This window comes from Shewanella intestini, from assembly GCF_018221465.1.
GTDB classification, from domain to species: Bacteria; Pseudomonadota; Gammaproteobacteria; order Enterobacterales; family Shewanellaceae; genus Shewanella; species Shewanella intestini.
In genome coordinates this window covers 93,292-107,914 of the sequence record NZ_JAAIKR010000011.1, presented here as the reverse complement: position 1 = coordinate 107,914, position 14,623 = coordinate 93,292, and the positions used below count along the sequence as shown (strand labels likewise).

Sequence of the window (14,623 nt, the reverse complement as noted above, 5' to 3'; positions counted from 1 at the left end):
GGCCTTACTATTAACGGGATACGTTAAGACTTAGGACGCTTAGCACCATATTTAGAACGGCCTTGGCGACGAGTAGTCACACCAGCACAGTCTAATGCGCCACGAACAGTGTGGTAACGCACACCTGGTAAATCTTTAACACGACCACCACGGATTAGGATTACACTATGTTCTTGCAAGTTATGGCCTTCACCACCGATGTACGAAGTTACTTCGAAACCGTTAGTTAGACGCACACGAGCTACTTTACGTAGTGCAGAGTTAGGTTTTTTAGGTGTAGTAGTGTACACACGAGTACAAACACCACGTTTTTGTGGGCACGCATTCAACGCAGGCACATTCGTCTTTTCGACTTTTGGCGCGCGTGGCTTACGTACCAACTGGTTTACAGTTGCCATGTATAGCTCCGACAGTTGAATATCTCAACAATTAGGTGTGAAAAATCTATATCCCACAATTGTGGGACGCGGAATTTTAGAAAGGTAATGGCTGCCTGTCAAGAAATAGACAACTTTTGATCGAAATAACATAAAAAAAGGCGCCTTAGGCGCCTTTTTTTACATTTTGATCACTTAGTCTTGGCTACCAGCCAAATTAAGTAGATCAGCGAGGTTCTGCTCAGCTTCACTAGCGGTTACCGTTGGAGCCTCAACATTGTCCGTACCTTTGGCACGTTCTTCGTTGCGGTTCATATGGTAAGAGTAGCCAGTACCCGCAGGGATTAGACGACCAACGATTACGTTTTCTTTAAGACCACGTAATTGATCGCTCTTACCACCTACTGCAGCTTCAGTCAGTACGCGAGTTGTTTCTTGGAACGATGCTGCTGAAATGAATGATTCAGTAGCCAAAGATGCTTTGGTAATACCTAATAATTCACGTTCAAACGTTGCAGGCGCTTTACCTTGAGCAATAAGCTCACGGTTAGCAATTTTAACGCGCGAAACTTCAGCTTGTTCGCCTTCAAGGAACTCACTATCACCAGCGTTCTCAATGATACACTTACGAAGCATTTGACGAATGATAACTTCAATGTGTTTATCGTTGATTTTTACACCCTGTAGACGGTATACATCTTGAACTTCGTTCACAATGTAATTCGCTACATGATGGATACCACGTAAACGTAAGATATCATGTGCAGCTTCTGGGCCATCTGCAATCACTTCACCGCGTTCAACTTTTTCACCTTCGAACACGTTTAAGTTACGCCACTTAGGGATCATCTCTTCGTAGTGATCACTGCCATCTGCTGGTGTGATAACCAAACGGCGCTTGCCTTTGGTCTCTTTACCAAACGAGATAGTACCTGAGATTTCTGCAAGAATTGCAGGTTCTTTAGGTTTACGTGCTTCGAACAAGTCAGCAACACGTGGCAGACCACCGGTAATATCGCGAGTTTTTGATGACTCTTGTGGAATACGCGCTAGCGCATCACCAACGTTGATTTTCGCGTTATCGTCTTTAGCAACAATTGCGTGACCAGGTAAGAAGTATTGAGCTGGAACCTCTGTCCCAGGGATCATTAAGTCATCACCGTTAGCATCAACAAGGCGAATTGCTGGACGCATTTCTTTACCTGCTGCAGTACGCGCATTTGCGTCCAATACAACAATTGAAGAAAGACCCGTTAGTTCATCTGTTTGACGAGTCATCGTCACGCCATCAATCATGTCAACAAACTTAACACTACCCGCTACTTCTGAGATGATTGGGTGAGTATGTGGATCCCAGTTCGCGATGATTTCGCCCGCTGATAATTCACTTTCTTCCAATTTCTCAAGCACAGTACCGTAAGGCACTTTATAACGCTCTTTTTCTCGACCTAGCTCATCGATAACAGCTAGTTCTGATGAACGAGAAACGATAACAAGTTTACCTTCAACGTTAGTAACGTGTTTAGCATTATGCAGTTTCAATGAACCTGCATTTTTAACTTGAACATTATTTTCAGCAGATGCTCTAGATGCAGCACCACCAATGTGGAACGTACGCATTGTAAGCTGTGTACCAGGCTCACCAATAGATTGAGCAGCAACAACACCAATAGCTTCACCGTGGTTAATGATATGACCACGTGCTAAGTCACGACCATAACATGCTGCACAAACACCGAAATCAGTTTCACAAGTAATTACAGAGCGAACGATGACTTCGTCAACACTGTTTTCTTCTAACTTATCACACCATTTTTCGTCTAACAGCGTATTGCGCGGAGCAAGAACTTCATCAGTACCAGGCTTAAATACATCTTGCGCAACAACACGACCCAGTACGCGTTCGCGTAATGGTTCAACAACATCACCACCTTCGATTAGTGGTTTCATTGTTAGACCGCGTTCAGAGCCACAGTCATCTTCAATAACAACTAAATCTTGTGCAACATCAACAAGACGACGAGTTAGGTAACCCGAGTTAGCTGTTTTAAGTGCGGTATCGGCAAGACCTTTACGTGCACCGTGAGTTGAGATGAAGTACTGAGATACGTTTAGACCTTCACGGAAGTTCGCCACAATTGGCGTTTCGATGATAGAGCCATCTGGTTTAGCCATCAGACCACGCATACCAGCAAGCTGACGAATCTGTGCCGCACTACCACGAGCGCCCGAGTCGGCCATCATGTAAATGCTGTTGAAAGACTCTTGTTCTTCCTCAACACCGTCACGATTAACTACGGTTTCTGTCGATAAATTTTTCATCATCGCTTTAGAAACTTTTTCGTTGGCACTTGCCCAGATATCGATCACTTTGTTGTAGCGCTCACCCGCGGTGACAAGACCAGATTGGAACTGTTCTTGAATTTCACGAACTTCAGCTTCAGCATCAGCAACAAGCGTGTACTTCTCAGGTGGGATTTCCATGTCGTTAATACCGACAGAAGCACCAGAGATAGTTGCATAACGGAAACCGGTATACATCAATTGGTCAGCGAAGATAACAGTGTCTTTTAGACCAAGCTGACGGTAACAGGTGTTCAATAATTTCGAGATCTGTTTTTTACCCATGTTCTGGTTAACCAGATCATAAGATAAGCCTTCAGGCAGGATCAATGAAAGTAATGAACGACCAACAGTCGTGTCAACAATACGGGTAACACGATTACGGTCACCGTTTGCATCAATGATAGTTTCAGTGATACGAACTTTAACGCGTGCATGTAATTCAGCAGCACCTGTCGCATACGCTTTTTCTACTTCAGCAACTGAAGAGAAAGCCATGCCTTCACCTTTACCGTTTACACATTCCCGGCTGGTGTAATATAAGCCTAATACAACGTCTTGAGACGGAGTAATAACAGGCTCACCGTTTGCAGGTGACAAAATGTTATTGGTAGACATCATTAACGCACGAGCTTCAAGTTGAGCTTCCAGAGTTAATGGAACATGTACCGCCATTTGGTCACCATCGAAGTCAGCGTTGTACGCTGCACAAACGAGTGGGTGTAATTGAATTGCTTTACCTTCAATTAGAACAGGTTCAAATGCTTGGATACCTAGTCTATGAAGTGTTGGTGCACGGTTAAGCATCACTGGATGTTCACGAATCACTTCGTCTAATACATCCCATACTTCTGCTTGTTCACGCTCAACCATTTTCTTAGCTGCTTTGATTGTCGTAGCAAGACCACGACCTTCTAATTTGCCATAAATAAATGGTTTAAATAGCTCAAGAGCCATCTTCTTAGGAAGACCACACTGATGCAGACGCAAAGTTGGGCCTACAGTAATTACCGAACGACCTGAGTAATCTACACGTTTACCAAGTAAGTTCTGACGGAAGCGACCTTGTTTACCTTTGATCATGTCAGCCAAAGATTTAAGAGGACGTTTGTTAGATCCGGTAATTGCACGACCACGACGACCATTATCTAATAGCGCATCAACAGATTCTTGTAGCATACGTTTTTCGTTACGTACGATAATATCCGGAGCAGCTAAGTCCAATAGACGTTTTAGACGGTTGTTACGGTTGATGACACGACGATAAAGGTCGTTCAAATCAGAGGTAGCAAAACGTCCGCCATCTAGCGGAACTAGAGGACGTAAATCAGGTGGAAGTACTGGTAATACTTTTAGGATCATCCACTCTGGTTTGTTACCAGAGGTAAAGAAGGCTTCCATTAACTTCAAACGCTTAGTGACTTTCTTACGACGAGTCTCAGAATTGATTGAAGGTAACTCTTCACGCATTTGTTCGATTTGTTCTGCTAAATCGATTGCACGTAATAAGTCTAAAACGGCTTCAGCACCCATTTTAGCTTCAAACTCATCACCGTATTCTTCTAAGGCGTCTAAGTAAGTTTCTTCCGTTAACATTTGACCGCGCTCAAGCGAGGTCATGCCAGGCTCAATCACGACAAATGATTCAAAGTACAGTACGCGTTCAATGTCACGTAGTGTCATATCTAGCATCAAACCGATACGAGACGGAAGTGATTTTAAGAACCAAATGTGTGCAACTGGGCTAGCCAATTCAATGTGACCCATACGCTCACGACGTACTTTGGTTTGGGTGACTTCAACGCCACACTTTTCACATATCACACCGCGGTGCTTAAGACGTTTGTATTTACCACACAAACATTCGTAATCTTTTACAGGACCGAAAATACGCGCACAGAACAAACCTTCACGTTCAGGTTTGAATGTACGGTAGTTAATGGTTTCTGGCTTTTTAACTTCACCAAAAGACCAAGAACGGATTAGGTCAGGCGAAGCCAACCCAATTTTAATACCGTTAAATTCTTCAGTCTTGCTTTGCTGTTTAAGAAACTTTAATAAGTCTTTCACGTTTCTCTCCTGAAGGAGTTAAACCAGGTGCTCTGCTGTGCAGAGCACCGTTAGGTTACCAAACATTGCTAAAGAGCGATGCTTACTCTTGATCCAACTCGATATTAATACCCAGTGAACGGATCTCCTTCAGCAATACGTTGAAGGACTCTGGCATGCCAGGTTGCATCTGATGGTTACCGTCGACGATGTTTTTATACATCTGTGTGCGACCGTTAACGTCATCTGATTTAACCGTTAGCATTTCTTGAAGAGTATAAGCAGCACCGTATGCTTCTAGTGCCCATACTTCCATCTCACCGAAACGCTGACCACCAAATTGAGCTTTACCACCCAATGGTTGTTGAGTCACTAAGCTGTACGAACCTGTAGAACGGGCGTGCATCTTGTCATCAACTAAATGGTTCAGTTTAAGCATATACATGTAACCAACAGTTACTTTACGCTCAAATTCGTTACCGGTACGGCCGTCACATAACGTTAACTGGCCAGAAGTAGGTAAGCCGGCAAGTTCAAGCATTTGCTTGATCTCTTTTTCTTTAGCACCATCAAATGCTGGGGTTGCAATTGGCAAACCAGTTTTAAGGTGTTTAGCAAGGCGTACAACTTCATCATCAGAGAATGAGTCGATGTCAACTTTTTGTTGAATTTCATCACCTAACTCATAAACTTGTTTGATATAACCACGAAGCTCAGCTAATTCACGCTGTTCGTCAAGCATTTCAGTAATACGATTACCGATACCTTTAGCGGCAGCGCCCATGTGAACTTCTAATACCTGACCAATGTTCATACGCGATGGTACACCCAGTGGGTTTAGTACGATATCAACAGGGTTTCCTGTTTCATCATATGGCATATCTTCAATTGGACAAATCTTCGAGATAACACCTTTGTTACCATGACGACCCGCCATTTTATCACCAGGTTGGATAGTACGTTTTACTGCAAGGTAAACCTTAACAATTTTAAGTACACCTGGTGCTAAATCATCACCTTGAGTGATCTTACGACGTTTAATTTCAAACTTCTTATCAAAATCAGCTTTAAGCTCTTCGTGCTGCTCAGCTAACTGCTCTAGTTCAGTTTGTTTTGTTTCGTCGTCTACAACTTGAATCAATACATCTTTGCGTGCAATTTCGGCTAATTTAGCTTCTGAGAAACCCGCTGACAATAACAAGTTGCGTGCACGGTTTAAGACACCTTCTTCAAGGATCTTGAACTCTTCACCTAAGTCCTTACGAGCTTGGCTAACGTGCATTTCTTCAATTTCAAGTGCGCGCTTGTCTTTTTCAACACCATCACGGGTGAAGACTTGAACGTCGATGATGGTACCTTTAACTGAATTAGGTACACGTAGAGAGCTATCCTTAACATCAGATGCTTTCTCACCGAAAATCGCACGGAGCAGTTTTTCTTCTGGCGTTAGCTGTGTTTCACCTTTAGGTGTCACTTTACCAACTAAAATATCGCCGCCCTTCACTTCTGCACCAATGTAAACAATGCCCGACTCATCTAATTTAGATAGAGCAGACTCACCTACGTTTGGAATATCAGCGGTGATCTCTTCGCTACCCAATTTAGTATCACGTGCAATACATGATAATTCTTGAATATGAATAGTGGTGAAACGGTCTTCTTGCGCTACGCGCTCAGAAATAAGGATAGAATCCTCAAAGTTATAACCATTCCAAGGCATAAATGCGATACGCATGTTTTGACCAAGTGCCAAGTCACCTAAATCGGTAGACGGACCATCAGCTAAAACATCACCACGAACAACTGGCTCACCAACAAAACAACGAGGACGTTGGTTAATACAAGTGTTTTGGTTTGAACGGGTGTATTTTGTCAGGTTGTAAATGTCGATACCTGCTTCACCAGGAGTCAGTTCGTCTTCATTTACTTTGATTACGATACGACTTGCGTCAACATAATCAACCACACCACCACGTTTAGCAGCAACAACCACACCAGAGTCAACAGCAAGAGTACGTTCAATACCAGTACCGACTAATGGTTTTTCAGCATTTAGTGTTGGTACGGCTTGACGTTGCATGTTTGCACCCATCAATGCACGGTTAGCATCATCGTGTTCTAAGAACGGAATTAATGACGCTGCAACAGAGATAATCTGTTGTGGTGATACATCCATATATTGAATATCAGAAGGACGCATAAAGGTTGATTCACCTTTGTGACGACAAGCAACTTGTTCTTCAATAATGCGATTTTCACCGTCAATTTCAATGTTCGCCTGCGCGATCACATAACGACCTTCTTCGATTGCCGATAAGTATTCAACATCATCAGTAACCACACCATCAACAACCTTACGGTATGGTGTTTCAAGGAAGCCGTATGAGTTAGTACGTGCAAAACTTGCCAAAGAGTTAATAAGACCAATGTTTGGTCCCTCTGGCGTTTCAATTGGACATAAACGACCGTAGTGAGTCGGATGCACGTCACGTACTTCGAAGCCTGCACGTTCACGAGTCAAACCACCTGGGCCTAATGCAGAAATACGACGTTTATGCGTCACTTCTGATAGCGGGTTGTTTTGATCCATGAATTGAGAAAGCTGTGAAGAACCAAAGAATTCTTTCACTGCCGCAGAAATCGGTTTAGCGTTAATCAAATCTTGAGGCATAAGCTCGTTTAAATCGCCTAGAGATAGACGTTCACGAACCGCACGTTCAACACGTACTAAACCAACACGGAATTGGTTTTCAGCCATTTCACCCACAGAACGAATACGACGGTTACCTAAGTGGTCGATATCATCGACTTCGTCATCGCCATTGCGGATTTCAATGATTTTCTTCATTACTGCAACGATATCGTCTTTTGACAATATGCCTGCACCTTCGTCTTCAGACATTTCAAGACGACGGTTGAACTTCATACGACCTACTTTTGATAAGTCATAACGTTCGTCACTGAAGAATAGGTTTTGGAATAAACCTTCTGCGGCATCTTTGGTTGGTGGCTCGCCAGGACGCATCATACGGTAGATTTCAACTAACGCTTCTAAGCGTGTAGTCGTTGAATCAATACGTAATGTGTCGGCGATGTATGCACCATGATCTAAGTCATTGATAAACAGAGTATCAATTTCTTTGATGCCCGCTAAAGAAAGTTTAGCTAGATCTTCTAATGAGATTTCACTGTTAGCAGCAATCAGTACTTCACCGGTGTCCTGATCGATATAATCTTGTGCAGCATACTTGCCCACAATGTAATCAACAGGTACTTCAAGTTCAGTCGTATTACTTTTTTCTAGCTGTCTAATATGACGAGCAGTAACACGGCGACCGGCTTCAACTAATAACGTGCCTTCAGCATCTTTAATATCATAACTTGCCGTTTCACCACGTAGGCGATCAGGTACAAGTTTCATGACTAAAGAATCTTGCTTAATCTTGAACTCAATGCGTTGGAAGAATAAGTCAAGAATTTCTTGAGTAGAGAATTCTAATGCACGTAAGATGATAGTCGCTGGTAATTTACGGCGACGGTCAATACGGACAAATAATGCATCTTTAGGGTCAAATTCGAAATCAAGCCATGAACCACGGTAAGGAATAATACGTGCGTTATATAACACTTTACCTGATGAGTGGGTTTTACCACGGTCGTGATCGAAGAAAACACCAGGAGAACGGTGTAACTGAGATACGATTACACGCTCAGTACCATTGATAACAAAAGTACCGTTTTCAGTCATTAATGGGATATCACCCATGTAGACTTCTTGTTCTTTGATATCTTTTACAGTACCTGCTGCAGCTTCACGGTCAAACAGTACCATGCGTAGCTTAACGCGTAATGGCGCTGAATATGTAACACCGCGGATCTGACATTCTTTCACATCAAAAACTGGCTCACCTAGCTTATAGCTGACATATTGCAGCTCACTATAGCCAGAAAAGCTCTTGATAGGAAAAACGCTACGGAATGCGGCTTCAAAGCCACGTTCACCCGTAGGGTCTTGATCGGTGAACTTCTTAAAAGAGTCTAACTGGATAGACAATAAATAAGGGATGTCCAATACTTTAGGACGCTTACCAAAGTCTTTGCGAATACGCTTCTTTTCAGAATAGGAGTAAACCATGGGTTTCCTCTACTTACGAGATGTGACCAAGACTGAAATAAAATTAATTAAATCAGCACGTTTGCCCATCACCGTTGATGCAAGAACCTAACCAGTAATCTCTGCTAGGGACTGCTAAACATTGGCGACAAACGGTGAGAAAAAATCGCCTGCGCTTAGAGCGCAAAAAAGGCCGACGGTTAAAAAACCGCCAGCCTTCACCCAATTACTTGGGTGAGTAAGCTAGATTATAGCTTACTTGATTTCAACTTCAGCGCCAGCAGCTTCTAAATCAGCTTTAAGTGCTTCAGCTTCTTCTTTAGTGATAGCTTCTTTAACTGCAACTGGTGCAGATTCAGCCATCGCTTTTGCTTCTTTAAGGCCAAGACCTGTTGCGCCACGAAGTGCTTTAATTACAGCAACTTTGTTTGCACCGAATGAAGTCATCATGACGTCAAATTCAGTTTGCTCTACAGCAGCAGCGCCAGCGTCACCGCCAACAGCAACAGCAGCAGCTGCAGCAGATACGCCGAACTTCTCTTCCATTGCTTCGATTAGTTCAACAACTTCCATTACAGACATTTCTGCAAAGGCTTCTAAGATTTGATCTTTAGTGATAGACATTAGAAATATTTCCTATTGTTCTGAATTCAATTTAATTAAGCAGCTAATGAAAAATTATGCTGCTTCTTTCTGATCGCGTAGGGCAGCCAAAGTACGTACGAATTTGCCAGCTGATGCCTCTTTCATGGTCATCATTAACTGAGCTAATGCTTCGTCGTATGTTGGTAGTTTCGCTAAACGATCAATATCAGCTGCGGAGATGAATTCTCCTTCAAATGCTGCACCTTTAACTTCAAACTGCTCTTCTTGTTTAGCGAAGTCTTTTAAAAGACGCGCTGCAGCACCTGGGTGCTCATTAGAAAATGCAATTAAAGTTGGGCCAGTGAATGTGTCTACTAAGCACTCAAAATTAGTACCTTCAACAGCACGCTTAGCTAATGTGTTACGTACAACGCGTACAAACACACCATTTTCGCGAGCTGTTTTACGTAGAGCAGTCATGGCTCCTACAGTTACACCGCGTGAATCGGCAACAACTGCAGAAAGTGCACCTTTGGCAGCTTCGTTGACTTCAGCAACAATTGCCTTTTTGTCTTCGAGTCTTAATGCCATTGGCCTTACTCCTGGATTCTACCTAGGGATCCCCCTAGTATTAACCAAACTAAACACACCTGTGTTTAGTTACTTACGGTGCAGATTTCCAGCAGAATAAAATTCTTTCTGGGGGTCTGACACCGTCTACGCAGGAAATTAAGTGTATCTATTGATATACACCTGCGGTCTTGGACGGAAGCCAATTCTTCGCGATATAAATCACGTCAAATCAGCTTCAACCCACAAAGTGCGCGCATTATAGACTAATACGCACTCTTTGTATATTACTTCGCTTCTTCTAACGAACTTTGGTCAACAGCAACACCTGCGCCCATAGTTGTAGAGATGCTAACTTTCTTCACGTAAACGCCTTTTGCAACTGCAGGCTTAGCCTTTTTCAGTGCAGCGACTAGTGATTCTAAGTTTTCTTTAAGCTGTTCAGTAGTAAAGTCCACTTTACCGATAGTAGTGTGGATAATACCATTTTTGTCGTTGCGGTAACGAACTTGACCAGCTTTAGCATTCTTAACTGCTTCTGCAACATTTGGAGTCACAGTACCAGTTTTAGGGTTAGGCATTAAACCACGTGGGCCTAATACTTGACCTAACTGACCAACAACACGCATTGCATCTGGAGATGCAATAACAACGTCGAAGTTCATTTCGCCAGCTTTAACTTGTGCAGCTAAGTCGTCCATACCAACAAGTTCTGCGCCAGCTTCTTTCGCAGCTTCAGCGTTTGCACCTTGTGTGAATACCGCAACGCGGATATCACGACCAGTACCGTGTGGAAGTACAGTAGCACCACGCACGTTTTGGTCTGATTTACGAGGATCAATACCTAGGTTAACGGCAACGTCAACACTCTCAACGAATTTAGCAGTTGCTAATTCTTTAAGAAGAGCTACAGCTTCGTTAATATCGTAGCTTTTAGTCGCTTCAACTTTCTCGCGGATAACGCGCATACGTTTAGTTAGCTTTGCCATTATATTAGTCCTCTACTACCAAACCCATTGAACGTGCAGTACCTTCAATTGAACGCATCATAGCTTCAATATCAGCACCAGTCATATCAGCGGCTTTAGTTTCAGCAATTTCCTGAACAGCGCTGCGCTTGATAGTTCCAACTTTCTCAGTATTTGGACGACCTGAACCTGATTTCAGACCCGCTGCTTTAAGCAGTAGGAAAGACGCAGGAGGAGTCTTAGTTTCGAAAGTGAAAGAACGGTCGTTATAAACAGTGATAACAACTGGAATTGGCATGCCTTTGTCGAACTTTTCAGTACGAGCATTGAATGCTTTACAGAATTCCATGATGTTCACACCTTTTTGACCCAAAGCTGGACCAACTGGTGGAGACGGGTTTGCAGCACCGGCTGCTACTTGTAGCTTAATATAAGCTTCAATTTTCTTTGCCATGTCGACATTTCCTCAATTTGGGTTCAAACGCTTATCGGCGACATGCCAATATGCTCCCCTGAAAACAACGGGCGCAGATTATACAAAAATCTGCACCCGCAAACAATCATAAATTTGCTTTTAATTTAATCAGCTTTTCTCAATCTGACTAAAATCTAGCTCTACAGGCGTTGAGCGACCGAAGATCATTACAGAAACCTTAACGCGGTTTTTGTCGTAATCAACTTCTTCGATTGTGCCATTAAAGTCTGCAAATGGACCATCAGATACGCGAACAACTTCACCAGGCTCGAACATAACGCGATGCGTTGGAGACTCAGTGGTTTCTTGAAGACGTTGTAAAATTGCATCCGCTTCTTTATCAGAAATCGGTGCCGGACGATCTGAGGTGCCACCAATGAAACCCATTACACGTGGAATGCTTTTCACTAAATGCCAGCTATCATCATTCATTTCCATCTGTACTAATACATAGCCTGGAAAGAACTTACGTTCACTTTTACGGCGTTGACCTGCACGCATTTCAACTACTTCTTCTGTAGGTACTAATACCTCACCGAAGTAATCTTCCATGTTGTGCATTTTGATATGTTCAAGCAGTGTTTTGCATACACGGCCTTCATAGCCAGAAAATGCTTGGATCACATACCATCTTTTTTTCGCTTCAGTAGCTTCAGTCATTTTTAATGCCTATACGCCGGTAATGAAATTTACTAGTTGTAGCAACACTGCGTCTAATCCCCAAAGGATTAATGCAACAACACCTGTTGCAGCAAGTACGATAAACGTAGTATTACGCGCTTCTTGACGCGTTGGCCATACAACCTTACGCACTTCAATTTGTGCTTCTTTAGCAAAATTAAGTGCTATTTTGCCTTTAATTGTTTGAGCAGCAATAAAACCTGCAATTGCGAATGTCACAATTACACCAGCTGCGCGAGCAACCACACTGGCTTCACTAAAAGAGTGGTTAGCGATAACTGCAGCTGCGATTAATACTACTGCAACGCCCCACTTTAAAATATCCAGAGAAGTACTCTGGTTTTCAGTATTTGTTGTCATCGGTTAGTTCCGTTACTTACTACGACCTGAGCTCATATTTAAACAATTACATGTTTACTTGTTTATATTCCATTATTTAGGAATATAGTGCCGCGCAGGGTCAAAAATCGGCCATAGATTGTATTCTTATTCAACTTTGTTCGCAACATGCTAAGTGCTGTTAGCGTAACAAAATTGAAAAAACATGCTATTTAAATTTAAAAACAAAAAAGGAAGCCGAAGCTTCCTTTTTAGATGTGAGTTAAAATCTGCTATTAAGCAATGATTTTAGCTACAACACCAGCACCTACTGTACGGCCACCTTCACGGATAGCGAAACGTAAACCGTCGTCCATCGCGATTGGGTAGATTAGTGTAACAACCATTTTGATGTTATCACCAGGCATTACCATTTCTACGCCTTCTGGTAACTCAATAGTACCAGTTACGTCAGTTGTACGGAAATAAAACTGTGGACGGTAACCTTTGAAGAATGGTGTGTGACGTCCACCTTCATCTTTCGAAAGTACGTATACTTCTGATTCGAAAGTGGTGTGTGGAGTGATGGTTCCTGGCTTAGCAAGAACTTGACCACGTTCTACTTCATCACGCTTAGTACCACGTAATAGAACACCACAGTTCTCACCTGCACGACCTTCGTCAAGCAGTTTACGGAACATTTCAACACCTGTACAAGTTGTTGTTGTAGTGTCTTTGATACCAACGATTTCTACATCGTCTGATACGCGGATGATACCACGCTCTACACGACCTGTTACAACTGTACCACGACCTTGAATTGAGAATACATCTTCAATTGGAAGTAGGAAAGGCTTATCAATATCACGCTCTGGCTCTGGAATATAAGTATCTAGCGCTTCTGCAAGTTCTAGTACTTTAGCTTCCCAATCAGCTTCGCCTTCTAGCGCTTTAAGTGCTGAACCTTGGATTACTGGTAAGTCATCACCTGGGAAGTCATATTCTGAAAGAAGTTCACGAACTTCCATCTCTACTAATTCTAGTAGTTCTTCATCGTCAACCATGTCACATTTGTTCATGAATACGATGATGAAAGGTACACCAACCTGACGTGAAAGTAGGATGTGCTCACGAGTCTGTGGCATTGGGCCATCTGTCGCTGCTACTACTAAGATTGCGCCGTCCATTTGGGCTGCACCAGTAATCATGTTTTTAACATAATCCGCGTGACCAGGACAATCTACGTGTGCGTAGTGACGTGTTGGTGTGTCATATTCGATGTGAGAAGTATTAATAGTAATACCACGCTCACGCTCTTCTGGAGCATTATCGATTTGTGCGAAATCTTTAACATCACCGCCGTATGCTTTAGTCAATACTGCTGAGATTGCTGCTGTTAAAGTAGTTTTACCATGGTCAACGTGACCAATTGTGCCCACGTTTACGTGTGGTTTGCTACGTTCAAATTTTTCTTTAGCCATGATATTGCCTCAATCCAGAGTCTTGGTAATAAAAACACATATAGAAAAAATCCGACGCATGAAATGACATCGAATCAATTAGTTTTGGGTGATTAAGTTTAGCATAAGACAGGAGGTGCTGATTTAAAGGATTTGATTGACTTAATAATTCAAATAAAAAGAACGATTAAGCAATCAAGTCATTCAGCAATTTGGAGCGGATGGCGGGAATCGAACCCGCGTTATCAGCTTGGAAGGCTGGAGTAATACCATTATACGACATCCGCGCAACCTGAAAGGCTACCTAACTACCTTTAAAAATGGTGGAGGGAGAAGGATTCGAACCTTCGAAGGCTGAGCCGTCAGATTTACAGTCTGATCCCTTTGGCCACTCGGGAACCCCTCCAGAAAATGGTGCCGGCACCAAGAGTCGAACTCGGGACCTACTGATTACAAGTCAGTTGCTCTACCAACTGAGCTATACCGGCTAATCATTTCGGGGACGGATATTAGGTAAATGTCGCGTCGAGTGCAACTTAAATTTGCAAAAAAAACAAAAAAAATGCCTAAACGATGCTTTTTTATCCTTAAACCGCGCACTTTGCTGCCTTTGTGCACAATTAAGCATAATTCAGTTGGGATTTATTATTGCACTATTGTTTCAACTGTCGTTTTTGCGTTAC

10 protein-coding genes and 3 tRNA genes are annotated in these 14,623 nt (G+C 42.7%); all 13 read right to left on the bottom strand.

Annotation, left to right across the window (positions count from 1 at the left end):
* Window positions 1–23 precede the first annotated feature (23 nt).
* The 13 genes from rpsL to G3R48_RS11780 all read right to left on the bottom strand — a co-directional run bounded on the left by rpsL (window position 24) and on the right by G3R48_RS11780 (window position 14,428).
* Window positions 24–398 (bottom strand): 30S ribosomal protein S12, encoded by a 375-nt coding sequence (rpsL, locus tag G3R48_RS11840; protein ID WP_025823559.1) that lies wholly within the window; start codon window positions 396–398, stop codon window positions 24–26.
* Window positions 399–572: 174 nt separating this feature from the next.
* Window positions 573–4,790, bottom strand: a complete 4,218-nt coding sequence (gene rpoC / locus G3R48_RS11835; protein WP_212593331.1) for a DNA-directed RNA polymerase subunit beta' — start codon at window positions 4,788–4,790, stop codon at window positions 573–575.
* Between the two features lie 82 nt (window positions 4,791–4,872).
* Complete coding sequence (gene rpoB, locus G3R48_RS11830) at window positions 4,873–8,904, bottom strand: DNA-directed RNA polymerase subunit beta (RefSeq protein WP_153666332.1); 4,032 nt, start codon at window positions 8,902–8,904, stop codon at window positions 4,873–4,875.
* A 234-nt stretch (window positions 8,905–9,138) separates the two neighbouring features.
* Window positions 9,139–9,507, bottom strand: coding sequence for a 50S ribosomal protein L7/L12 (gene rplL, locus G3R48_RS11825; RefSeq protein ID WP_153666333.1), 369 nt, complete (start codon window positions 9,505–9,507; stop codon window positions 9,139–9,141).
* Window positions 9,508–9,561: 54 nt separating this feature from the next.
* Window positions 9,562–10,059, bottom strand: coding sequence for a 50S ribosomal protein L10 (gene rplJ / locus G3R48_RS11820; RefSeq protein ID WP_153666334.1), 498 nt, complete (start codon window positions 10,057–10,059; stop codon window positions 9,562–9,564).
* 266 nt (window positions 10,060–10,325) lie between these two features.
* A complete protein-coding gene (gene rplA, locus G3R48_RS11815) occupies window positions 10,326–11,027 on the bottom strand; it encodes a 50S ribosomal protein L1 (RefSeq protein WP_153666335.1) in 702 nt (233 codons plus the stop codon).
* 4 nt (window positions 11,028–11,031) lie between these two features.
* Complete coding sequence (gene rplK / locus G3R48_RS11810) at window positions 11,032–11,460, bottom strand: 50S ribosomal protein L11 (protein WP_153666336.1); 429 nt, start codon at window positions 11,458–11,460, stop codon at window positions 11,032–11,034.
* A gap of 129 nt (window positions 11,461–11,589) precedes the next feature.
* The gene (gene nusG, locus G3R48_RS11805) at window positions 11,590–12,141 is read right to left on the bottom strand and encodes a transcription termination/antitermination protein NusG (protein ID WP_153666337.1); all 552 of its coding nucleotides are present in this window, start codon (window positions 12,139–12,141) and stop codon (window positions 11,590–11,592) included.
* Window positions 12,142–12,150: 9 nt separating this feature from the next.
* Window positions 12,151–12,522, bottom strand: coding sequence for a preprotein translocase subunit SecE (secE, locus tag G3R48_RS11800; RefSeq protein WP_153666338.1), 372 nt, complete (start codon window positions 12,520–12,522; stop codon window positions 12,151–12,153).
* Window positions 12,523–12,776: 254 nt separating this feature from the next.
* The gene (gene tuf / locus G3R48_RS11795; protein ID WP_212593330.1) at window positions 12,777–13,961 is read right to left on the bottom strand and encodes an elongation factor Tu; all 1,185 of its coding nucleotides are present in this window, start codon (window positions 13,959–13,961) and stop codon (window positions 12,777–12,779) included.
* Between the two features lie 192 nt (window positions 13,962–14,153).
* Window positions 14,154–14,227 (bottom strand) — tRNA-Gly (locus G3R48_RS11790).
* Window positions 14,228–14,261: 34 nt separating this feature from the next.
* Window positions 14,262–14,346 (bottom strand) — tRNA-Tyr (locus tag G3R48_RS11785).
* Between the two features lie 6 nt (window positions 14,347–14,352).
* Window positions 14,353–14,428 (bottom strand) — tRNA-Thr (locus G3R48_RS11780).
* Window positions 14,429–14,623: the final 195 nt, after the last annotated feature.

Coding starts and splice junctions, on each gene's coding strand:
- rplL (WP_153666333.1), bottom strand. CDS start 9,507: ATGTCTATCACTAAAGATCAAATCTTAGAAGCCTTTGCAGAAATGTCT.
- rpsL (WP_025823559.1), bottom strand. CDS start 398: ATGGCAACTGTAAACCAGTTGGTACGTAAGCCACGCGCGCCAAAAGTC.
- tuf (WP_212593330.1), bottom strand. CDS start 13,961: ATGGCTAAAGAAAAATTTGAACGTAGCAAACCACACGTAAACGTGGGC.
- rplA (WP_153666335.1), bottom strand. CDS start 11,027: ATGGCAAAGCTAACTAAACGTATGCGCGTTATCCGCGAGAAAGTTGAA.
- secE (WP_153666338.1), bottom strand. CDS start 12,522: ATGACAACAAATACTGAAAACCAGAGTACTTCTCTGGATATTTTAAAG.
- nusG (WP_153666337.1), bottom strand. CDS start 12,141: ATGACTGAAGCTACTGAAGCGAAAAAAAGATGGTATGTGATCCAAGCA.
- rpoB (WP_153666332.1), bottom strand. CDS start 8,904: ATGGTTTACTCCTATTCTGAAAAGAAGCGTATTCGCAAAGACTTTGGT.
- rplK (WP_153666336.1), bottom strand. CDS start 11,460: ATGGCAAAGAAAATTGAAGCTTATATTAAGCTACAAGTAGCAGCCGGT.
- rplJ (WP_153666334.1), bottom strand. CDS start 10,059: ATGGCATTAAGACTCGAAGACAAAAAGGCAATTGTTGCTGAAGTCAAC.